The 22,324-nt window shown below is 38.7% G+C and carries 17 protein-coding genes; 15 read left to right on the top strand and 2 right to left on the bottom strand.

Annotated elements, in window-relative coordinates; translation table 11 throughout:
• The first annotated feature begins 29 nt into the window (after window positions 1-29).
• Window positions 30-1,379: an FAD-binding oxidoreductase gene (locus QUF91_RS20575; protein WP_285395640.1), complete on the top strand. Its 1,350-nt coding sequence runs from the start codon at window positions 30-32 to the stop codon at window positions 1,377-1,379.
• 61 nt (window positions 1,380-1,440) lie between these two features.
• On the opposite strand, the gene QUF91_RS20570 is transcribed toward QUF91_RS20575, so the two are convergent.
• Window positions 1,441-1,836 (bottom strand): (deoxy)nucleoside triphosphate pyrophosphohydrolase, encoded by a 396-nt coding sequence (locus QUF91_RS20570; protein WP_289419199.1) that lies wholly within the window; start codon window positions 1,834-1,836, stop codon window positions 1,441-1,443.
• A gap of 288 nt (window positions 1,837-2,124) precedes the next feature.
• On the opposite strand from QUF91_RS20570, the gene QUF91_RS20565 reads away from it, so the two are divergent.
• From QUF91_RS20565 to QUF91_RS20550, 4 genes are all read left to right on the top strand, one after another.
• Window positions 2,125-2,889, top strand: a complete 765-nt coding sequence (locus QUF91_RS20565; protein WP_285395607.1) for a TrmH family RNA methyltransferase — start codon at window positions 2,125-2,127, stop codon at window positions 2,887-2,889.
• Between the two features lie 529 nt (window positions 2,890-3,418).
• The gene (pheS, locus tag QUF91_RS20560; protein ID WP_285395605.1) at window positions 3,419-4,456 is read left to right on the top strand and encodes a phenylalanine--tRNA ligase subunit alpha; all 1,038 of its coding nucleotides are present in this window, start codon (window positions 3,419-3,421) and stop codon (window positions 4,454-4,456) included.
• A 12-nt stretch (window positions 4,457-4,468) separates the two neighbouring features.
• Complete coding sequence (pheT, locus tag QUF91_RS20555; RefSeq protein ID WP_285395603.1) at window positions 4,469-6,886, top strand: phenylalanine--tRNA ligase subunit beta; 2,418 nt, start codon at window positions 4,469-4,471, stop codon at window positions 6,884-6,886.
• Window positions 6,887-7,158: 272 nt separating this feature from the next.
• Entirely contained in the window at window positions 7,159-9,093 is a 1,935-nt protein-coding gene (locus QUF91_RS20550) for a methyl-accepting chemotaxis protein (RefSeq protein ID WP_289419198.1), read from the top strand.
• Window positions 9,094-9,218: 125 nt separating this feature from the next.
• Here the strand turns inward: QUF91_RS20550 and rnhC are convergent, their stop codons facing one another.
• Entirely contained in the window at window positions 9,219-10,145 is a 927-nt protein-coding gene (gene rnhC, locus QUF91_RS20545; protein ID WP_285395599.1) for a ribonuclease HIII, read from the bottom strand.
• A gap of 133 nt (window positions 10,146-10,278) precedes the next feature.
• On the opposite strand from rnhC, the gene zapA reads away from it, so the two are divergent.
• The 10 genes from zapA to QUF91_RS20495 all read left to right on the top strand — a co-directional run bounded on the left by zapA (window position 10,279) and on the right by QUF91_RS20495 (window position 22,278).
• Window positions 10,279-10,539, top strand: a complete 261-nt coding sequence (gene zapA, locus QUF91_RS20540) for a cell division protein ZapA (RefSeq protein ID WP_249072869.1) — start codon at window positions 10,279-10,281, stop codon at window positions 10,537-10,539.
• A gap of 5 nt (window positions 10,540-10,544) precedes the next feature.
• Window positions 10,545-11,084 carry a CvpA family protein gene (locus tag QUF91_RS20535; RefSeq protein WP_289419197.1) on the top strand — a complete coding sequence of 180 codons (540 nt, stop codon included), beginning with the start codon at window positions 10,545-10,547 and terminating at the stop codon, window positions 11,082-11,084.
• A gap of 59 nt (window positions 11,085-11,143) precedes the next feature.
• Window positions 11,144-12,853 carry a DNA polymerase/3'-5' exonuclease PolX gene (polX, locus tag QUF91_RS20530; protein ID WP_289419196.1) on the top strand — a complete coding sequence of 570 codons (1,710 nt, stop codon included), beginning with the start codon at window positions 11,144-11,146 and terminating at the stop codon, window positions 12,851-12,853.
• An 18-nt stretch (window positions 12,854-12,871) separates the two neighbouring features.
• Entirely contained in the window at window positions 12,872-15,238 is a 2,367-nt protein-coding gene (locus QUF91_RS20525) for an endonuclease MutS2 (protein WP_289419195.1), read from the top strand.
• A 21-nt stretch (window positions 15,239-15,259) separates the two neighbouring features.
• On the top strand, window positions 15,260-15,673 hold the full coding sequence (locus QUF91_RS20520; RefSeq protein WP_285395588.1) for a DUF350 domain-containing protein: 414 nt from the start codon (window positions 15,260-15,262) through the stop codon (window positions 15,671-15,673).
• Window positions 15,674-16,444: 771 nt separating this feature from the next.
• Complete coding sequence (locus QUF91_RS20515) at window positions 16,445-17,395, top strand: nuclease-related domain-containing protein (protein ID WP_289419194.1); 951 nt, start codon at window positions 16,445-16,447, stop codon at window positions 17,393-17,395.
• 694 nt (window positions 17,396-18,089) lie between these two features.
• Window positions 18,090-19,781: an AMP-binding protein gene (locus tag QUF91_RS20510; protein WP_289419193.1), complete on the top strand. Its 1,692-nt coding sequence runs from the start codon at window positions 18,090-18,092 to the stop codon at window positions 19,779-19,781.
• 234 nt (window positions 19,782-20,015) lie between these two features.
• Window positions 20,016-20,597: a fatty acid metabolism transcriptional regulator FadR gene (locus QUF91_RS20505; RefSeq protein ID WP_285396022.1), complete on the top strand. Its 582-nt coding sequence runs from the start codon at window positions 20,016-20,018 to the stop codon at window positions 20,595-20,597.
• Between the two features lie 14 nt (window positions 20,598-20,611).
• Complete coding sequence (locus tag QUF91_RS20500) at window positions 20,612-21,385, top strand: enoyl-CoA hydratase (RefSeq protein ID WP_289419192.1); 774 nt, start codon at window positions 20,612-20,614, stop codon at window positions 21,383-21,385.
• 119 nt (window positions 21,386-21,504) lie between these two features.
• A complete protein-coding gene (locus QUF91_RS20495) occupies window positions 21,505-22,278 on the top strand; it encodes an electron transfer flavoprotein subunit beta/FixA family protein (RefSeq protein ID WP_285396020.1) in 774 nt (257 codons plus the stop codon).
• Window positions 22,279-22,324 lie beyond the last annotated feature (46 nt).

Raw genomic sequence — 22,324 nt, 5'->3', positions numbered from 1 at the left:
ATTGCATCATTTGAGAAAGGGGCTGTATGTTGAAGAAAGTAAAGCTCACAGGAAGAATTGTTACCCCTGAAGATACGGATTATGAGCAAGCAAGAACAAATAATAACTTAAATGATCCAAAATATCCGAGTATTATTGTGTTTTGTCGAAATACGAAAGACGTTATAAACGCATTAAGATGGGCGAGAGAAAATAATGAACCATTTCGAATCAGAAGTGGAAGACATAGTTATGAAAATTATTCATTATTAAATAAAGGTCTTGTCATAGATGTTAGTGAAATGAATGACATAACAATTAATCTTCAAGATATGACAGCGAAAATTAAAGCAGGTGCTAATTTAGGAAAAGTGTATCGGGAATTATGGGAAAATGGTGTTACAATCCCTGCAGGAACCGAAAGTAGTGTAGGGGTTGTTGGCTTGGCGCTTGGAGGGGGTATTGGCATGCTGTCGCGTCCGTTTGGGTTAACTTGTGACAATTTGATTGAAATTGAAATGGTTAGTGCAAGTGGTCATGAAGGAGCAGAAGTAATCCAAGCTAACAAGCAGAAAAATAGTGATTTATTTTGGGCAAGTTGTGGTGGTGGAGGAGGGAATTTTGGCATTGTTACAGCCCTTACATTTAAATTGCATCCTATTGCTAATGTGTCCATTTTCTCGATCACATGGGGATGGGAGGATTTCGAGCGTGCATTTGATGCATGGCAAAAATGGGCGCCTTTTACAGATGAACGCTTAACCTCACAGATTGAGCTTAAATCAAAGGAAGTGGGTGAAATTGTTGCTCAAGGAGAGTTTATAGGTTCAGCATCTGAGTTAAAAAAACTTCTCCGTCCTTTAAAGAAAACAGGTTCACCAACGAGTGTATGGATAAAGGAAGTACCGTATATTAAGGCTGTAGAATTTTTTGACTTACCAAGCGGCAACCGACCAGCCCTTCGTAAAAGGTCTGGGTCCTTTATAATAAGGCCATTCCCCCATGCTGCGATTGTACAAATGAAAGAATTTTTAACGCATGCTCCAAATAAAAATACGACCATTTGGCAGCAATCTCTTAGAGGTGCGGTAAGTCAAATTGCACCAAACCAAACAGCCTATTTTTATAGGAATGCTTTATTTGCCCAAGAGTACAATACTTCATGGGAAAAGCCTAAAGAAGAAGAGAAAAATATTCAGTGGGTGGAAAATTTAAGACGTGCTTTGTCTCCTTACACAGCCGGTGATTATGTGAATTTCCCAGATCGTTTTATCAAAGATTGGCTAACTGCATATTATGGTCGTAATGTTAGAATGCTAAGAGAAGTAAAGACAAAATACGACCCATTTAATGTATTTAATTTTCCTCAAAGTATTCCACCGAATAGAAAATGGCTTTAAATGAGGACAGTAGAAAATAGAAAGAGCAGAATGCAGAAAGTATTCGGCTCTTTTCTCTCATCTATTTTTCGGCAAGTATTTTATTTATTGCCGGGATATCAGCGGGAGCAAAATTGAGATTTAAAAGTTCGTTCCGAGGAACCCAGCTAATTTCGGCATGTTCTAGCATGACAGGCTCTCCTTTTATGATGGAAGCCTTATATGTTTCTAAGCGTACAATAAATTTTTCATATTCGTGAATGGTATCCTCAACCTTTTCCCCAACTTGTATCGAGCAATTAAATTCCTCTAAAATTTCACGGGATAACGCTTGTTCAGGTGATTCCCCCTCTTCGATCTTGCCACCAGGAAACTCCCAATAATTTGCTAGTACCATATTAGGATTTCTTAACGCACAAAATATTTCATGCTTATCATTTTCAATAATTGCACCTACGACATGTACATTTTTTTTCATGCATTTTCACCCTTAAGTTTATTTATGTATTCAAGAATCAGTAAAATGGTAAGATTAGATTATTTATTACCTAGCCATCACACAAAATGGGGTAATTGTTCGGTTTTTCTGAAATATTGAAAATTATAACATGTATCTCGATGATTTTATAATTATATCTAGTAGGGTAAATAAATAAAGAGATGAACATAACTATATAATGGTTTTCGCATAACTATGTAATGGAATTTATCATTTTCTACTGTATAATAATGAACAGTAAAAAGGGAAAAGGCGGTACGAGTTACGATGAAAAGAATTGAATCTACGCAAAATGCGTTAGTGAAATATTGGAAAAAGCTAGCGACAACACGTAAAGAACGTGAAAGATCTGGAGAATTCATAGTAGAAGGTTTCCATTTGGTGGAGGAAGCATTAAAAAATACGGAGCAGGTGCTACAGTTAATTGTACGTGAAGGTGTAGAATTACCAATGCTTTGGCCGATTGATAATGTAGCCATCGTTGAAATAACAGCGGCTGTTGCCAAGGAATTTGCTGAAACGGAGACGTCTCAAGGTGTATTTGCAGTTTGTAAGCAGCCTTTGGTAGAAGAAGATGTAATGGCTTCATGGCGCAAGGTGCTACTAATTGATGCCGTCCAAGATCCAGGGAATATTGGGACGATGATTCGTACTGCGGATGCAGCTGGTTTAGATGCAGTAATACTTGGCAAGGGGTGTGCGGATTTATATAATCCTAAAACACTTCGCTCTGCACAGGGCTCACATTTCCATATTCCTGTCCTTCGAGGTGATTTAGAAGAATGGATTGAGCAGCTACAGGATAATGGTGTACCAGTATTTGGAACTGCTTTAGATGAGGATGCAGTTGTCTATAGTGACATTGAGCATACTGGATCATTCGCTATAATGATGGGGAATGAAGGTAGTGGCATTCATCCACAATTACTTTCGATGACTGATCAAAATATGATCATTCCAATTTTGGGACAAGCGGAGTCTCTAAATGTAGCAGTGGCAACAGGAATCGTTTTATATGGATTTGTTAAGTAGTTAATAAAAGTGATCGCAATTGTAATTGCAAGAATATGGTGAAATCGTTAAAATTGCGGCTCATCAACATAACGTGTACATGGCATATGTTTTAACAAATGTCATCCAAAACTTTTGTTGATGAGCCTAAAATTGCCGATAGAACCATCAATATCGACGATAATAGGCACATGGCTCTTGATTTGAATTGGTATAGTATTGTATAATCACATTTAAAATGTAAACTTAAATGCTATGACCGGGAAGTAGTAAAGATTGTGAATGGACGACAGGGAGCGCAGGCCGGAGATTGAGAGCCAGTGCCGTACCAATGCAGTTTTGAATTCATCTCGCGAGCAGCTACCGGGACCAGCGAAATGCTGTAAAGGTATGCCGGCTTTAATCTAGTCGTTATGTCAATGAAGTGATTGCTAGGAGTTTACCTTGCAATAACTAGGGTGGTACCGCGAATATGTCCTCGTCCCTTTTTTAGGGGCGAGTTTTTTTATGCCATCATTTGGCACTGATTTGAATAAGGAGGGTTTATTACATGGAAGAACAATTAAAGCAATTAGAGCAAGAAGCACTTGCTAAAATTGAGGCGGCAGCAAATTTAAAAGAGTTAAATGATGTGCGAGTAGCGTATCTAGGAAAAAAAGGACCTATCACAGATTTATTAAAAGGGATGGGGAAATTATCAGCTGAGGAACGCCCGAAAATGGGTGCCTTAGTGAACACGGTTCGTGAAAATGTAACGGCTGTGTTAGAGGCAAAAGTGACTGTACTAGAAGAAGCGGCAATTGCTGAAAAATTAGCAAGTGAGTCGATTGATGTCACTTTACCTGGCCGTGAAATTAAAGTTGGGAATCGTCACCCATTAACACGCGTTATTGAAGAAATTGAAGATTTATTTATCGGTATGGGCTATGAAATTGCAGAAGGTCCTGAAGTGGAAAAGGATTACTATAACTTCGAAGCACTGAACTTGCCGAAGGGACACCCTGCTCGTGATATGCAAGATTCGTTTTATATTTCCGAGGAAATATTATTACGTACGCATACATCTCCTGTGCAAGCTCGCACAATGGAAAAGAAAAAAGGTGAATCTATTCGCATTATTTGTCCAGGTAAAGTATTCCGTCGTGACAACGATGATGCTACCCACTCACACCAATTCATGCAAATTGAAGGCTTAGTTATTGGCGAAAATATTCGCATGAGTGATCTTAAAGGTACGTTAGATACTCTTGCGAAGAAAATGTTTGGCGCAGAGCGCGAAATTCGTTTACGTCCAAGCTTCTTCCCATTCACAGAGCCGTCTGTTGAAATGGATATTTCTTGCTTTAAATGTGGTGGTTCAGGATGTAACGTATGTAAAGGCACAGGCTGGATTGAAATTTTAGGTGCAGGTATGGTGCATCCTAATGTACTTGAAATGGCTGGCTATGATCCGAAGAAAGTTTCAGGCTTTGCATTTGGTATCGGTGCAGAACGTATCGCTATGTTGAAATATGGTGTCGACGACATTCGTCATTTCTATACAAGTGACACACGTTTCTTATCACAATTCGAGCGAACAGAAGCGTAAGGGGGATAAAAAATGTTAGTATCATTAGAATGGTTAAAAGATTATGTAAATACACAGGATTTAGCGCCTGAACAGTTAGCTGAAAAAATTACACGCTCTGGGATTGAGGTAGATGCAGTAATTAATCGTGCTAAAGGGATGGAAAAAATTGTTGTCGGCTATGTCGTATCAAAAGAGAAACATCCTGAAGCGGATAAATTAAATATTTGCCAAGTGGATGTAGGTGAAGCTGAGCCACAACAAATTATTTGTGGTGCTCCAAACGTCGATGTTGGTCAAAAAGTGATCGTGGCACGTCCAGGTGCACATTTACCAGGTGGCATTAAAATTAAAAAGGCAAAACTTCGTGGACATGAATCAAACGGTATGATTTGTTCATTGCAAGAGCTTGGTATCGAAGGGAAACTTGTTGCTAAAGCATATTCTGAAGGCATTTATGTGCTTCCTGCTGATGCTGAAGTCGGCTCGGATGCCCTTGCTATTTTAGGTCTACGTGACACAGTATTAGAACTTGGTTTAACACCAAACCGCTCAGATGCACTGTCAATGCTAGGCGTGGCGTACGAAGTCGGTGCCATTCTTTCTGAAGAAGTAAAGTATCCAGAAATCGCCTACAGCACATCATCTGAAAAAGCTGAAGACATGTTAAAGCTTCGAGTAGAAGATTTACAAGCAAATCCAATGTATGTTGCAAAAGTTGTGAAAAACGTAAAAATCGCAGAATCACCAATGTGGTTACAAAATCGTTTAATGGCAGCAGGCGTACGCCCACATAACAATGTTGTCGATGTAACGAACTATATTTTAATGGAATATGGCCAACCGCTTCATGCCTTTGACTACGATAGCCTAGCGACTGGTGAGATCGTAGTTCGTAAAGCAACAGAGGATGAAAAAATCACGACATTAGATGACCAAGAACGTACATTAAAAGCGACAGATTTAGTTATTACAAATGGTAAAGAGCCAGTAGCCATCGCAGGTGTAATGGGTGGTGCAAACTCTGAAGTAACTGAGTCTACTACAACGGTTGTTATTGAATCTGCTTACTTCGACGGCTTAACTGTACGCCAAACATCGCGTCAACTTGGTCTTCGTTCAGACGCTTCTGCTCGTTTTGAAAAAGGTGTTGACCCTAACCGTGTGTTACCTGCTGCAGAACGTGCTGCTGCACTACTAGCTGAATTAGCTGGCGGCGAAGTGTTAGAAGGCACATGCATCGTGGATGAACTAGATAAATCACCAGCACGTGTTGTCGTCTCTCCAGATTTTATTAATGAACGTTTAGGTATGAAAATTTCATTAGAAGATATGCTTTCTATTTTAGAGCGTCTTAAATTTGGTGTAGAAGCTGCAAATGGTTTACTAATCGTTGATGCACCAACACGTCGTCAAGATATTAAAATTGAAGAAGATATCGTAGAGGAAATCGCTCGTCTATACGGCTATGATGAAATTCCGATGACATTACCAGAAGGAGCCGACCAAGTAGGCCGTTTAACACCATACCAAGCAAATCGTCGTGTAGTCCGTAGTTTCATGGAAGGGGCAGGCCTTTACCAAGCTGTAACTTACTCATTAACTTCAGATGCATTGTCACAACGCTTTGCACTGAAAGCTGAGCCAGTAACACGTTTACTAATGCCGATGAGCGAAGAACGTTCAACACTACGTCAAAGTCTTATCCCGCATTTAATTGAAGCAGCTGCGTATAATGTTGCACGTAAGGCTGATAGTGTAGCGTTGTATGAAGTCGGTTCAGTTTTCCTCGGTCAATCAGAAGAGGGGCAACCATATGAGGAAGAGCATGTGGCAGCAGTAGTAACAGGAAAATGGCTTGATCATGCTTGGCAGGGCGAGAAAAAAGCAGTAGACTTCTTCGTTTTAAAAGGAATTGTAGAAGGTGTTATTGGTAAGCTTGGTTTAGAGAATCGTATTTCATTTGTGAAAGCTGAAGTAGATGGTTTACACCCAGGACGTACTGCTAGCATTCTTTTAGATGGTGAACAAATCGGTATTATCGGCGGCTTACATCCTGCAGAACAAAAAGCATGGGGTGTAAAAGACACATATGTAATGGAAATGAATCTAGTAGCATTATTAAATGCTACTGCCAAAGAAGCACCTCTTGCTTATACACCAGTGCCTCGTTTCCCAGCTATGTCTCGTGATATTGCACTTATCATGAACAGTGCAACAACAGCTGGAGAAGTCATTACGGCTATTCATTCAGCAAGTGTGAAATTATTGAAAGACGTTCGTGTATTCGACGTATATGAAGGTGAAAAAATGGAGGCTGGTAAAAAATCAGTGGCATTCTCCCTAACATACTTCGATCCAGAGCGTACATTAACAGACGAAGAAGTTGTTGCGGCACATAATAAAGTGCTAAAAGCTATTGCAACAATTGAAGGCACAGAAGTACGCTAAATTAATAATTTTTTTGTGAGCTGTCTCGTGATGAGGCAGCTTTTCGATTAGTTTAACCTCATACAACTGCTACAAGTAGACTTTTGCAGGAAGTATTAGAGAAATAAAGCACGAGAGAGAAGAAGCTAATTGTCAGTTTAAATTTTTATCAATATTTAGAAATATCAAAAAGTAAAATTTTGACCTCCATTATGTGTATAGTAAGTTTTGGCTAGAAAATTTTACTACGGGGTGATATCTTGAAAAATCATCGAAAACAAAGAAGCTTTTCCGTGCGAACTCGATTATTATGGGCGTTTACATTAACACTTTTAATCCCCAGCATTGCTATTGGTACGTTTTCATATATGAAGGCGTCCGATCAATATCATAAGGAATTAAGTGATAGCTCACGCGAAAATGTAAAATTATTAAATACACTAATTTCAGATGAGATATCACCTATACTTAGTGATGCGGAGTATTTAGCTAAATTTTTTAATAAGAATGTGCAAGATGCAGAGGCTTTAAAGGAATTAGAAAAATATAATGCCTTACATAGCAATGTTTCTGTTGTCAATTTAGCGATTGAAGGGCATACATTTTTACGTGAGCCATACGCTAAACCTTCAGCAGATTATAATCCATTTACCCGACCATGGTACTTAAAGGCTATAGAGTCGCCAGGTAAGGGAGTAATGGTTGATCCTTATATATCAACTATTACAGGGGAATTAATACTAGCAGTTTCAGCTGGATTACAAGATCAGTCAGGGGTTATTTCTATTGGCCTGAATTTAGATGGAATTTCCAAGCTTGTGAATTCAGTGGAAATTGGTGATAATGGCTACACCTCTTTAGTAAATGCCAATAATCTTATTATTGCCGATCCACAAGCAGAGGTAGGATCAGAGCTCAAAAAATCTTATATAGAAAAGATGCAAGGTAAAGAAGAGGGGAGCTTTATCATTGAGGAAGATGGCAAAAAGCATCAAGTATTCTTCACTACCAATAAACTAACAGGTTGGAAAATTATTGGTACAATGGATTTAGCAGATGTTGCAACTGTCACAAAACCAATATTAACAAACACGATGACGGTTATTGCCATTGCTCTTATCATATTTGGAATCATTGGTGCTGTCATTATTAGAACAATCATTCGACCTCTAAAAGAACTGTCGACAGTAGCTGAGAAGGTGGGAGATGGTGATTTACGTAATCTCATCGAAGTTAAAACACAAGATGAGATAGGCAAGTTGGCTAATATATTCAACAAAATGATTGAATCCTTACGTGAAGTAGTTGGTAACATTAGTGAGGAATCCAATCAGTTAGCTGCATCATCGGAGCAACTGACAGAGAGCACGATGGAAAATAAACGAGCTACATCGCAAATTGTTGATTCCATTCAAACATTTGCTGAAACAGTTGATATACAAGCAGAAACTATTAATGAAAGCAACCGTTCCGTACTTGAAATGTCATCATCCATTCAGCGTATTTCGGCAAAAGCAAATGCTGTTAATGAGATGTCAAATAAAGCAATGGATGCTGTTTTGAGTGGTGATGAGACGATTCAAACAGCCGTTCAACAAATGACGATGATTCAAAATACTGTACAAACACTTGAAAAGACAGTGCAAACATTAGACAAGCGTTCTCTTGAAATTGGAGACATTGTGGAGGCCATAACTCAAATTGCTGATCAAACAAACCTATTAGCTTTAAACGCAGCAATTGAAGCTGCCCGTGCAGGTGAACAAGGAAAAGGCTTTGCGGTCGTAGCTGACGAAGTGCGCAAGCTAGCTGAACAATCGGCACAATCTACAATGCAAATTAAGGATATTATTTCACGGATTCAAGCAGATACAGAGCTAGCAGTTGAATCAATGGCTGCTGGTTCAGCTGAGGTCGTGAAGGGTATAGATGTAACGAATATGGCAGGGAAGTCGTTTGAAGAGATTCGTACTAATGTACAAAGTGTAACCTATGAAATAGGACAAATTTCGGAGGAATCTAAAGTTATTTCTCAACATGCCGATCAAGTGGCAATGGGGATTGAAACTGTGCTTGAGCAAACAAATGAAAATACAGCAAGTGCACAAAATATTTCCGCTGCAACAGAGGAACAGCTTGCTTCTATGGAAGAAATCGCAGCATCAGCCGAAGCGCTTGCTGGAATGTCTGAAAATCTTCAACGAACGATTCAACAATTCAAATATTAAGCTGGAACAAGATTTTTCGAAAATAATAAAGGTCATTTTTTGATATGAAAAATTTCGCTACCTACAGTCGAGTGCAAGTCGTGTAAACTTGTAATCTGCTGGAGTATAGCGAAATTTTTTTCTGTTTATTTCATTTTTCTGGCTTTTTCTGTATTAGCAAAATGCCATTTTGTAATGGAACGTAAAAATTCTTCACCTTGTCCACGCCAAATACGTGCTGCTAATGCATCTACCTTTGCTGAAGCTCCCTTCAATAACTCAATACCGGCAATCTCGCTCAGTCGATCCATCTCCTTCAAAAATGCCGCGCGAGCTAATATCGAAGCTGTTGCTACTGAAACATGTAATTGTTCAGCTTTCGTAGAAAATAGTACATCATCTCGAACAATTTCTCGTTCATTTTTTAAGTAATTGTAATACACACCACGTTCAGCAAATTGATCTATCAAAATATGCTCGGGTTTTTCTGGCGCCATTTTTGACAGTGCATTTTTAAGTGCACTATTGTGCATCATAGCCTTCATTTTACCCTGAGAGTAGCCTCGTGATTGTAATTCGTTATATTTTTCGTTACGTAGTACTAGCACGCTGTGAACACATGATGCACGCAAGTCTGGTGCTATTTTACGCATATAATCATCTGTTAACATTTTTGAGTCCTTAACACCTAGTTCGTTTATTAGCTCAATTTTTGATGAAGGCACATAGACTGCGGCAACTGTAATTGGACCGAAATAATCACCAGTACCAGTTTCGTCTGAGCCTAGCACCGACATCGAAGCAAAGCCATCTGGCAGAACATCACCCTTTGCTCCGATGGATGATGATTTCTGTGTATTTGTTATTTCTATGTTTCCCCAACGTGCAGCTTCTCGTTCAGCCCCTCCCCCTTGGAACATTAATTTACCTGATTTGTACATCGTAATTGCTGTATCTGGGAGCTTTGCGGCAAAGATTACACCAGGAGCTTTCCGTTCCACAAAATGGTTTGCATAGAAAGACATCACCTCTTTTTGTATATTTGTTGAAATTAAAAGTACAATATTTGACATTTAATCGTTCCTTTCTGTCCTGATTGTTCACAATTTTATACCTTTCATGGTATGATAATAAATAGCTTTTTGTGTGATACTGCTCATAATCACAAAAATCGTGTGCACAAAGACTTTAAAGGAGGGTGCGAATATGGAAAATCAAGAAAAGAATAAAATTTCTGTGGAAATTTATGGTCATACATATAAAATGGTTGGTTCTGAATCCATTGGACATATGCGACTTGTCGCTTCGATTGTTGATGACCGTATGCGCGAGATGAATGTACATAATCCCTCACTTGATAGCACAAAGCTAGCCGTTCTTACAGCAGTAAATACCGTTCATGATTATTTGTTACTAAAAGAACAAATGGAGCAACTAGAAGAAGAATTGAAAAAATTAAAGGGTTGAAGTGAATGTTAGATTTAATCATATTAGTAGTGCTATTAGCTGGGCTCATCGTTGGAGCAAAACGTGGTTTCATCGTACAGATGATGCATATCGTTAGCTTTATAGTTGCTCTAATTGTTGCGTATATTTATTATAAACCATTAGCACAAAAATTTGTGTTTTGGGTTCCGTATCCAGGTGTAACAGATTCAGGTAGTCTTGGAGTAGCCATTGATAGCCTGGACTTAGACCGTACTTTTTACCGTGTCATTGCCTTTGCTGTTATTTTCTTTGCGGTGAAAATTACATTGCAAATTGTAGCATCGATATTTGATTTTATAGCGTATTTACCTGTGTTAGGCACAGTGAATCGTTGGCTTGGAGCATTGTTTGGCATGATTGAAAACTATTTAATTATGTTTATTTTGCTATACATTCTTGCTTTATTGCCAGTTGATTTTATCCAAAGTTTAATGTCGAAGTCGTTGTTAAGTGGTCTCATTTTGGAGCATACACCAATCATTACGAATATGTTCCAAAACTGGTGGTATATTTATATGCAATAGCAAACTGTGCACTTCTCTCGGTTTTGAGGGAAGTGTTTTTACGATAGGAGGAATTCCCAATGAACAAAAAAACAATTATTCGCACACTTGAAAAAATTGCACTGTATATGGAATTACAAGGGGAAAATCCATTCAAGGTGTCTGCCTTTCGAAAAGCTGCTGCTGCACTTGAGGGAGACGAGCGCTCGTTAAGCGAGATGGAGGATGTAACAAAGCTTAAAGGCATTGGTAAAGGAACAGCTGCAGTTATTGAGGATTTAATGGCAACTGGAGAATCCAGCTTATTAAAAGAATTAGAGCAAATTGTACCAAAAGGGTTGCTTCCATTATTAAAACTTCCGGGCTTAGGTGGTAAAAAAATTGCCAAGCTTCATCAAGAATTAGGAATTGATTCTGCGGAAAGTTTAAAGGCTGCTTGTGAGTCATGCAAAGTTCGTGAATTAGCAGGTTTTGCAGCAAAAACCGAAGAAAAAATTTTAAAGGAGCTTGAAAATTTAGCCAATCGTTCTGAACGTTTACCGATTTGGCAGCTCGAACCTGTCGTTTTACAAATTGAAGCACTACTAGGTAGTATGGAAGAAGTGGAACGTTTTTCTGTTGCTGGAAGCTTCCGCCGTGCAGCAGAAACAAGTAAAGATATTGATTTTATTGTTGTCACTGAAGCAGTCGAAGCTGTACGTGAAAAATTACTGAATGAGCTCTCTGTACAAGAGGTAGTGGCGGCTGGTGATACAAAGATTTCAGTTATTTTAGATTTAGAAGAGCCAGTGAGTGTCGATTTTCGATTAGTGAAGGATGCTGAATATGCAACTGCCTTGCATCATTTCACAGGCTCAAAAGATCACAATGTTCGCATGCGCCAAATTGCTAAAGCTCGTGGTGAAAAGATTAGTGAATATGGCGTAGAGCAGACAGATGGTACCGTATTAACATTTAAGGATGAAGAGGAATTTTTCGCGCATTTTGATTTGCCATTTATCCCACCTAGCTTGCGCACAGGTACAACGGAATTTGACAAAACAGAAAATATTAAAAGTCTAGTAAAACTAGAGGATATTAAAGCAGATTTGCATATGCATACGACGTGGTCTGATGGTGCGTACTCTGTAGCGGAAATGGGCGACGCATTACTAGCACGTGGCTATCAATATAGTGTCATTACTGACCATTCACAATTTTTAAAAGTAGCGAATGGCTTAACGCCTGAACGTTTAATAAAGCAACGAGCTGAAATAGATGCATTTAATGAAGCGCATCCAGATTTTCATTTATATGCAGGAACAGAGATGGATATTTTACCAGATGGTTCTCTCGATTTCGAAGAGGATGTGCTAAAAGAATTAGATTTTGTCATTGCTTCCATTCACTCTAGCTTTACACAATCGCAGGACAAAATTATGGCGCGTCTACTTACGGCGATGCAAAATCCGTATGTTCATATGATTGCACATCCAACTGGTCGCATTATTGAGGATCGTAATGGCTATAATCCTAATATGGAGCAATTAATTACTTGGGCAAAGGAATATGGTAAAATTTTAGAGTTAAATGCGAATCCATATCGTCTTGATTTATGTGTTGAGCATTTAGAAATGGCTTTAGCTGCTGGAGTGCCCGTAGCCATCAATACGGATGCCCATGATATCGCTCATTTCCGCTTTATGGATATTGGGGTGCGCTACGCAAACAGAGCATGGTTGAAAAAGGATATGATTGTGAATACGTGGACGCGAGAACAATTTGAAGCGTTCATTCAACGAAATAAATAGGTTGAGGAGGTGTTCTCAGTGGTCGCAGAACGCGCATTGAAAACACTAGAATATGATAAAGTACGTCAGCAAGTGGCTACATACTGTACTTCTTCAATTGGCAAATCAGCCATTGATGAACTTGTACCACAAACAGACTATGAAAAAGTTGTACAATTATTAGAAGAAATGGATGAAGGACTATCCATTTTACGTGTTAAAGGTAATGTACCAATGGGTGGTATTTTTGATGTACGACCAGCTGCAAGGCGTGCACAAATCGGTGGCATGCTGTCAGCGATGGAATTAATGGAAGTTTCAAGTACGATTCGAGCGAGTAGAATTCTTCGCAATTTTATTGAAGATATAGAATCAGAAGAATTGATTGAGATTCCTCATTTCATTGCCAAAAAAGAGGCAATGCCTGTATTAACAGGCTTGCAGCATGAAATTAATAACTGTATTGATGACAACGGCTCAGTGCTAGACTCTGCAAGTCAAACTTTGCGTTCAATACGCCAATCTTTGCGCGCAGAGGAAGCTAAAGTCCGTTCTAAACTTGAAAGCCTGATTCGTGGGAGCAATGCTTCAAAAATGCTCTCAGATACACTTGTAACGATTCGAAATGATCGCTTTGTTATCCCTGTTAAGCAGGAGTACCGTCATCATTATGGTGGCATTGTGCATGACCAATCATCTTCTGGTCAAACATTATTCATCGAACCAGATACAGTTGTACAAGCGAATAATGAAATTCATCGCTTAAAAATGAAGGAGCAAGCTGAAGTTGAACGCATTTTACTTGCTTTAAGTGCAATGGTGCAAGAAGTGGCTCCTGATTTATTTAACTTAGTAAAAGTACTAGGTGAAATCGACGTCATTCTAGCAAAAGGCAAGTATGGTCAAGCGAACAAATGTACAATGCCTAAAATGAATAACGATGGCTATATTCGACTTGTGCGTGCACGTCATCCACTGTTACCGATTGAAACGGCGGTTGCTAATGATATTGAATTTGGGAAAGACATTACGGCAATTGTTATTACAGGACCAAACACTGGTGGTAAAACCGTGACTTTAAAAACAGTTGGACTGTGTACATTAATGGCACAGGCAGGGTTACCGGTGCCTGCACTTGATGGTTCAGAGCTAGCCGTGTTCAAGCAGCTTTTTGCAGATATTGGAGATGAACAGTCAATTGAGCAATCACTGTCAACATTCTCATCACATATGGTCAATATTGTAGACATCTTACAAAAGTTTGATCACGAGTCACTTGTACTATTTGATGAATTAGGTGCTGGGACAGATCCTCAGGAAGGGGCAGCTCTCGCCATTTCTATTTTAGATGAAACACATGGTCGTGGTGCCCGCGTGATGGCAACGACGCACTATCCTGAGCTAAAAGCATACGGCTATAATCGTCCAGGGGTTGCCAATGCAAGTGTAGAGTTTGATATTGAAACATTGAGTCCAACCTATCGTCTACTTATCGGTGTACCAGGTCGTTCCAATGCATTTGAAATTTCAAGTCGCCTTGGCTTGCCGGAGTCGATTATTGACCGTGCGAAAAGCTTTACAGGCACAGATCGCCATGAGGTAGAGTCCATGATTGCTTCACTTGAAGAAACTCGTCGCCAATCCGAAGATGATGCCGAACGCTCGCATGAATTAATGATAGAGTCTGAAGTCCTGCGCAAAGAGTTACAAGAAAAACTGCAAGCTTACGAAGAACGTAAAGAGGCACTCGATAAAAAAGCGAAAGAAAAGGCTCGTAAAATTGTTGATGAAGCAAAAAGAGAAGCAGAATCAATTATTGCGGAGCTTCGGGAAATGCGCAAAAATGCGGACCAAGTTGTCAAAGAGCATGAGCTTATCGAAGCACGTAAACGACTGGAAGAAGCTACACCGCTTGAAGACAATAAAGTGCTGAAAAAAGCGGCACAAGTAAAGGCCCGTGCGCAAAACCTAGTTGTCGGAGACGAGGTAAAGGTGTTAAGCTATGGTCAGCGGGGTACTTTGCTCGAAAAAGTATCGAATTCCGAATGGGTTGTCCAAATGGGTATTTTGAAAATGAAAATCTCGGATAGTGATCTAGAGTACATTAAACCAGAAAAAGAACCTGTACAACGTATTTCAGGTGTGAAAAACCGCAATAGCCAGGTAAAATTAGAATTAGATTTACGCGGCGAACGATTTGAAGATGCCATTATACGTACAGAAAAATATATTGATGATGCCTTACTAGCTAATTATGGGCGTGTGTCAATTATTCACGGTGTCGGTACAGGTGCATTACGTCAAGGAATTCAAAACTATTTGAAAAAGCATAAACGTGTAAAGACCTTCCGTTTTGGTGAAGCTGGCGAGGGGGGCTTCGGCGTCACGGTTGTGGAATTGAAATAAGCTGTAAAGGGGACGGAGAAAATGCTGAATTCTAGCTTTTGGAAATATCCAATGATCGAAACGGCAGGATATTTTAGTGTTGTTGTGTTATGTTTAGTCGTCTCGATGGCATTATTCGAAGTCGTTACGAAGTATAAAAATTGGGAAGAAATTAAAAATGGTAATATTGCTGTAGCGCTTGCAACAGGTGGGAAAATACTAGGGATTTGTAATATTTTCCGTTTTTCCATTGCACGCCACAGCAATTTAAGTGAAATGATTGGCTGGGGCCTATATGGTTTTACATTACTTATTGTGGCATATTTCTTATTTGAATTTATGACACCCCGTTTTAATGTCGATCAAGAAATCGCAAATGATAACCGTTCAGTTGGCTTCATTTCCTTTACAATTTCAGTCGGTCTATCGTTTGTTATTGGGGCAAGTATTGCATAGGAGTGTAATGACATGGAAAAATTAGCAAAAATACTAATCGTTGTCTGCATCGCATTTTTGGCAGTCGGTGTCTATTATATGATGACCGTTTAATCAAAAAAACGCATCCTTTTATATGAGGATGCGTTTTTTTATATTAATGGGTAGAAGTGATCGGGTAGGCTGAAGAATCGCTCGGGTTGGATGTAAAAGTGATCGGGTAGGCGAAAGAACCGCTCGGGTTGGATGTAAAAGTGATCGGGTAGACGGAAGAACCGCTCGGGTAGGGTGGAAAAGTGATCGGGTAGGCGAAAGAATCGCTCGGGTTGGATGTAAAAGTCGGGTAGGCGAAAGAGCCGCTCGGGTAGGGTGGAAAAGTGATCGGGTAGGCGGAAGAACCGCTCGGGTAGGGTGAAAAAGTGATCGGGTAAGGCTCAGAACCGCTCGGGTTGAATGAAAAAGTGATCGGGTAAGCGAAAGAACCGCTCGGGTTGGATGTAAAAGTGATCGGGTAGGCGGAAGAACCGCTCAGTTTGGATGTAAAAGTGATCGGGTAGGATGAAGAACCGCTCGGGTTGAATGAAAAAGTGGTCGGGTAAGGTGAAAAACTGCTCGGGGAGAGAAGATGATTGTCCGAGAGTAACATCAATGCGAAAAAATAAAGATATCCACAAATTTTCTTAAATACAAAATATCGCTTAAATTTAATTGGTTAAAATTTTATTTTAATAAAAGCTATTTGCAAAAGTAAAAATACTTGCTATATTCAAGGCAAAAAGAAGGGGGGATACCATGATTTTAAAACCATTTGAGCAAGCAACGATGATAGAAGGATTACGTGCGTTGGTTCAACGACTAGATCCAAGTCATCCACTCTCTTTAAAAATTTCTAAAGAGTTACAACAGTTAGAAGCAGGTGATTTTGGTGAGCAAAGCATTATAAGAGCATTACAAAAGCTATCGCAGAGTCTGGAAATCTCTATTTTGCATAATATTACTTTATTTGAGCCTGTTCCTATTCAACTTGATGTCGTAGTTATAACGCCTAATTCTGTTGTTGTAATTGAAAGCAAAAATATACGGGGTAATATCGAATTGAAGCGTAGTCCGAGGCAAATGGTCCGTGTTTTAGAGAATGGAGATAAACATATTTTTAATCACCCAGAAATTCAACTCGAAGAATTTATTTTTGGTCTAAGTACATTTTTCAAGCAACATAAGGTTCAAGTAGAAGTGATTGGCATAATAGTTTTTCCTTTTAACAATGCAGAAGTTTACTATGAAGAAGGAAAGTATCCAGTTATAATGAGTCGTGAATTGACACATTTTCTTAGACAACATATAAATAATAGTAAATCACAAAAAATGTTCCCCACTGCAAAAATAGCCAACCTTTTACTTAAGTATCATCGTGTTTTTCAGACTCCCCCACTATGCATTCATTATAAAATTGATCCCCAAGATATAAAAAAGGGTATATTCTGTAGACATTGTCATCAATCAAAATTAATCCGACAAAAACAAAGTTGGTTTTGCCCAAAGTGTGAAATTTATGATAAAACCGCGTCAAATCAAGCATTGCGAGATTACTGTTTATTAATTGACGAGAAAATTAATACGGAAACGGCACGTTGTTTTTTAGAATTATCAAATCGACATCTTGCGAAAAGAATAATACAAAAATATACCAATAAAAAGGAAGGGGATAATAATCAAACGATTTATTATTTGAAGAATATGTAATAAACAAAGGTATTGCTTAGTAGCAGAAGAAATCAGGTAGTTTTAAAAGCGGCTCTGGTTATGTGAAAAATCGCTCTGGTAGTTTCGGATTGCTCGGGTTATGTGAAGAACTGCTCGGGTTGAATGAAAAAGTGATCGGCTAGGCGGAAGAATCGCTCGGGTTGTGTGTAAAAGTGATCGGGTAGATGGAAGAATCGCTCGGGTTGTGTGTAAAAGTGATCGGGTAGGCGGAAGATCGCTCGGGTTGAATGAAAAAGTGATCGGGTAGGCGGAAGAATCGCTCGGGTTGTGTGTAAAAGTGATCGGGTAGACGGAAAAAACGCTCAGGTAGTTTCAAAAACTACTCTACCCTCGAAATTATCATAAGTTACATCATCCAAAATCAAAACCATCACAAAATACTACCGAAATCTATTAATATACCTCCATATATCTAAAAAGTTATCATTAAAAATTAATTTTGTAATATAGAAATATAAACTCATTCTTGTCCATAAAAAAAGAAGGAATGAATGAGTATTCATAAGGAGTGTTAATCTAAGAACCTAAGAAATACAGTTATATAAATATTGTTAAACGCATAATAATTAATCGAAAATGCAATTATTTTCTATTTTCTGTTTGAAACTATATTTCTTTTTCATTATAATTAAAATACGGATTTATAAAGTTTGGGACAAAGGGGAGAGGACGTATGACAACAAAACCATGGCTAAAAAATTATCCTGAAGAAATACCATCGTCTTTAATGTTTGAGGAAATTCCTGTGCAAGAGTTTTTGACACGTGCTTATAAAAAGAATCCATCCAAAATTGCGATTCATTTTATGGGGAAGGATTTGACGTACACAGAGCTATATGAGTCAGCGCTAAGGTTCGCAAACTATTTACAAGCCCTTGGTATAGAAAAGGGTGATCGTGTGGCTATTATGCTACCAAATTCACCGCAAAGTGTAATCGCTTACTACGGGGCAATGTATGCTGGAGCGGTTGTTGTACAAACAAATCCACTTTATACTGAGCGTGAACTTCAATATCAAATGGCCGATTCAGGTGCGAAAGTTATTTTATTGATGGATATTTTATATCCGCGTGTCATGAAAATCATAAAGGAAACTTCACTTGAAAATGTAATTGTTACAGCCATTAAAGATTATTTACCATTTCCCAAAAATTTAGTTTATCCCTATATTCAAAAAAAGCAGTATGGTTTTAGTGTAAAGGTTGAACATAGTGGTCAAAATCATCTATTTACCGAAATTATGCGCTCGTCGCCAATTAAAATGATGGATATCCCATTTAATTTTGAAGAGGATGTTGCGTTGCTGCAATATACGGGGGGGACTACTGGCTTTCCTAAGGGTGTTATGCTAACTCATAAAAATTTAATTGCCAATACAACAATGTGTGATGCATGGTTGTATAAATGCGTGCATGGTGAGGAAACTATTATGGGCGTATTACCATTCTTCCATGTCTATGGTATGACGACCGTTATGTTATTATCTGTTGTTACGCAAAATAAAATGGTGCTTTTACCAAAGTTTGATGTAGAAACAGCGTTGAAAATAATTGAAAAGCAAAAACCAACACTTTTCCCTGGTGCACCGACTTTATATATTGGTTTGTTAAATCATCCGGATATTACAAAGTACGATTTATCGTCTATTAAAGCATGCATAAGTGGTTCCGCTTCATTGCCAGTGGAAGTGCAGGAGAAATTTGAAGCGGTAACAGGAGGAAAACTTGTAGAAGGTTATGGTTTAACAGAAACTTCTCCTGTAACACATGGTTCGCCTATTTGGGGTAAGCGTGTTATCGGATCAATTGGTGTACCTTGGCCTAATACGGATGCGGTAATTTTACGCTCTGGTGATACAGAGGTGCTTCCAGTCGGTGAGGTTGGGGAAATAGCTGTTAAAGGGCCACAGGTTATGAAAGGCTATTGGAATCGACCAGAAGATACGGCAGCAGCGTTCGTAGATGGATGGTTTTTAACTGGAGATCTGGGCTATATGGATGAAGAAGGATTTTTCTATGTAGTAGATCGTAAAAAAGATTTGATTATCGCAGGTGGTTTTAATATTTACCCTCGTGAGGTAGAGGAAGTACTATATGAACGAGAGGAAATCCAAGAATGTATAGTTGCGGGCATACCGGATCCGTATAGAGGAGAAACAGTAAAAGCTTATATTGTTTTAAAAGAAGGATTTTCGATTACAGAAGACGAATTAAATAAATATTGCCGTCAACACTTAGCTGCTTTTAAAGTTCCTCGTTATTATGAGTTTAGGGATGAACTACCGAAAACAGCAGTTGGAAAAATTTTGCGTCGTGCGTTAGTGGACGAAGAAAAGACGAAATTGGCGAATAAAGAAGCGAAATAAATACGTGGGAAAGTATTGACAAGCAAAGATGTAAAATATAATATGAAAATATGAATGAATGACCATTCATATTTTCATATTTTTTTTAGGTTAACACGTCACATTCTTGAAAAACTATTAGTGGGAAAATTTTGAGATACTGGTCATAGAAGGATGACATCATGTATGTAAAATTAAGACATTGATTGAGCATGGATGTTTACGTGTGTAAGTTTTTTAGGTGGTGATATAAAAGTGAAACGTGATAAGCCAAAATATAAGCAAATTATTGATGCAGCTGTCATCGTTATTGCAGAAAATGGGTATCACCAAGCCCAAGTATCGAAGATTGCTAAACAGGCAGGGGTGGCCGACGGAACAATCTATTTATATTTTAAAAATAAAGAAGATATATTAATTTCTGTCTTTAATGAAAAAATGGCTGTTTTTGTAGAGTCATTACAAGATATAATAGAAAATGGAAGTACGTCAAAAGACAAACTTTCACGAATGATAGAAAATCATTTTAATGTTCTAGCAACAGATCGATACCTAGCAACCGTCACACAATTGGAACTACGACAATCGAACAAGGATTTACGATTAAAGATCAATTCGGTGTTAAGAGAGTATTTACAATTACTTGATCAAATTTTAATCGAAGGTATGCTTTCAGGTGAGTTCAATCAAACGATGGATGTACGCTTGGCACGACAAATGGTATTTGGAACAATTGACGAAACTATTACGTCGTGGGTCATGAGTGACTATCGATATGATTTGATAGAACAGGTTCCAAAGGTTCAGGCATTAATCCTGAACGGCATTAAAGCTTAAAAGGATGTGGAGAAATGGAATTTCTAAGTTGGAAAGTAGAGGATGGAGTAGCAATTATTACGATTGCACGTCCGCCAGCAAACGCATTATCCCGCGGAATCATTACCGAAGTAAATGCTGTGCTAGATGCCGTAGAAAATGATGACACTGTACGTGTCCTTGTACTACATGGCGAAGGCCGTTTCTTCTCAGCAGGTGCAGACATTAAGGAATTTACAGAGGTTGAATCTGGGGATGAATTTACAAAGCTAGCGAGCAATGGTCAGCAAGTTTTTGAGCGAGTTGAATCGTTCTCTAAACCTATTATTGCTGCAATTCATGGTGCCGCACTAGGTGGGGGGCTTGAACTAGCGATGAGCTGTCATCTGCGCTTTGTGACAGAATCTGCGAAATTAGGGTTACCTGAATTACAATTAGGTCTTATTCCAGGTTTTGGGGGTACACAACGTCTACCACGATATGTAGGAGTTGCGAAAGCTGCAGAAATGATGTTTACAAGTGAGCCGATTTCTGGTGCAGAAGCTGTGCAATGGGGTCTAGCGAATCGTGCATTTACAGATGAAGCATTACTTGAAGAAACGCTAAAGGTAGCGAAGAAAATTGCGAAAAAGAGCCCGGTTGCTTTAAAAGCAGCTATTCAAACATTGCAATATGCTAAGCATGCTTCATTCTATGAAGGTATTGAGGCAGAAGCAAAATCCTTTGGCACGGTATTCGTATCGGAAGATGCTAAAGAGGGAATTCAAGCATTTATTGAAAAACGCGAGCCTGTGTTTACTGGCAAATAAATATTCCATCAGTGTCGATAGCGACTTGAAAGAGTGTTATCCGACGTTATCGACACTGAAAATATATAATATTTATAAGTTTACTTAGAAATAAAAAACGTTTCAGGAGGTATGGATATATGAATATTTTTGCATTAATTAAACGTACGTTTGATACAGAAGAAAAAATCGTTGTGTCGGGTGGTAAAATCCAAGAGGATGGCGCAGAATTCATCATCAACCCTTACGATGAATATGCAATTGAAGAGGCAATTCAAGTTCGTGACGCTGCTGGTGGTAAAGTAACAGTTGTTACGATTGGTGGCGAAGATGCAGAGAAGCAACTACGTACAGCTCTTGCTATGGGAGCAGACGAGGCGGTTCTTATTAATACTGAAGATGATTTAGATGAATTAGATCAAAATGCAGCTGCCTATATTTTAGCTGAATATTTAAAAGATAAAGACCCTGATTTAATTTTAACAGGAAACGTTGCCATTGACGGAGGTTCAGGTCAAGTAGGTCCTCGTGTTGCAGATTTACTAGGCATTAACTATGTAACGACAATTACTAAGCTTGAAATTGACGGAACATCTGCGAAAATTGTACGCGACATCGAAGGTGATTCGGAAGTGATCGAAACATCTTTACCACTTTTAGTAACAGCTCAACAAGGTTTAAACGAGCCACGTTACCCATCTTTACCAGGTATCATGAAAGCGAAGAAGAAGCCGCTTGCAGAGCTTGAGTTAGATGATTTAGATATCGATGAAGATGATGTAGAAGTTAAGGTAGAAACAGTTGATATTTTCTTACCAGCTCAAAAGGCAGCAGGTCGTGTTCTTGATGGAGAACTTACTGCTCAAGTAAAAGAGCTAGTAAACCTACTTCATACAGAGGCGAAAGTAGTTTAAGTCATCTGATAACGCAAATCGAATCTTAAAGGGTAACGGAGGGAAT

The organism is Lysinibacillus sp. G4S2 (assembly GCF_030348505.1).
Classification (GTDB): domain Bacteria; phylum Bacillota; class Bacilli; order Bacillales_A; family Planococcaceae; genus Lysinibacillus.
Note: the sequence above shows the minus strand (reverse complement) of the source record. Positions and strands in the feature narration are given on the sequence as shown.

Excerpts from the sequence above, each read along its gene's own strand:
- QUF91_RS20570 (WP_289419199.1), bottom strand. The coding sequence starts at position 1,836 with ATGAAAAAAAATGTACATGTCGTAGGTGCAATTATTGAAAATGATAAG.
- QUF91_RS20565 (WP_285395607.1), top strand. The coding sequence starts at position 2,125 with ATGAAAAGAATTGAATCTACGCAAAATGCGTTAGTGAAATATTGGAAA.
- pheS (WP_285395605.1), top strand. The coding sequence starts at position 3,419 with ATGGAAGAACAATTAAAGCAATTAGAGCAAGAAGCACTTGCTAAAATT.
- pheT (WP_285395603.1), top strand. The coding sequence starts at position 4,469 with ATGTTAGTATCATTAGAATGGTTAAAAGATTATGTAAATACACAGGAT.
- rnhC (WP_285395599.1), bottom strand. The coding sequence starts at position 10,145 with ATGTCAAATATTGTACTTTTAATTTCAACAAATATACAAAAAGAGGTG.
- zapA (WP_249072869.1), top strand. The coding sequence starts at position 10,279 with ATGGAAAATCAAGAAAAGAATAAAATTTCTGTGGAAATTTATGGTCAT.
- QUF91_RS20535 (WP_289419197.1), top strand. The coding sequence starts at position 10,545 with ATGTTAGATTTAATCATATTAGTAGTGCTATTAGCTGGGCTCATCGTT.
- polX (WP_289419196.1), top strand. The coding sequence starts at position 11,144 with ATGAACAAAAAAACAATTATTCGCACACTTGAAAAAATTGCACTGTAT.
- QUF91_RS20520 (WP_285395588.1), top strand. The coding sequence starts at position 15,260 with ATGCTGAATTCTAGCTTTTGGAAATATCCAATGATCGAAACGGCAGGA.
- QUF91_RS20515 (WP_289419194.1), top strand. The coding sequence starts at position 16,445 with ATGATTTTAAAACCATTTGAGCAAGCAACGATGATAGAAGGATTACGT.
- QUF91_RS20510 (WP_289419193.1), top strand. The coding sequence starts at position 18,090 with ATGACAACAAAACCATGGCTAAAAAATTATCCTGAAGAAATACCATCG.
- QUF91_RS20500 (WP_289419192.1), top strand. The coding sequence starts at position 20,612 with ATGGAATTTCTAAGTTGGAAAGTAGAGGATGGAGTAGCAATTATTACG.
- QUF91_RS20495 (WP_285396020.1), top strand. The coding sequence starts at position 21,505 with ATGAATATTTTTGCATTAATTAAACGTACGTTTGATACAGAAGAAAAA.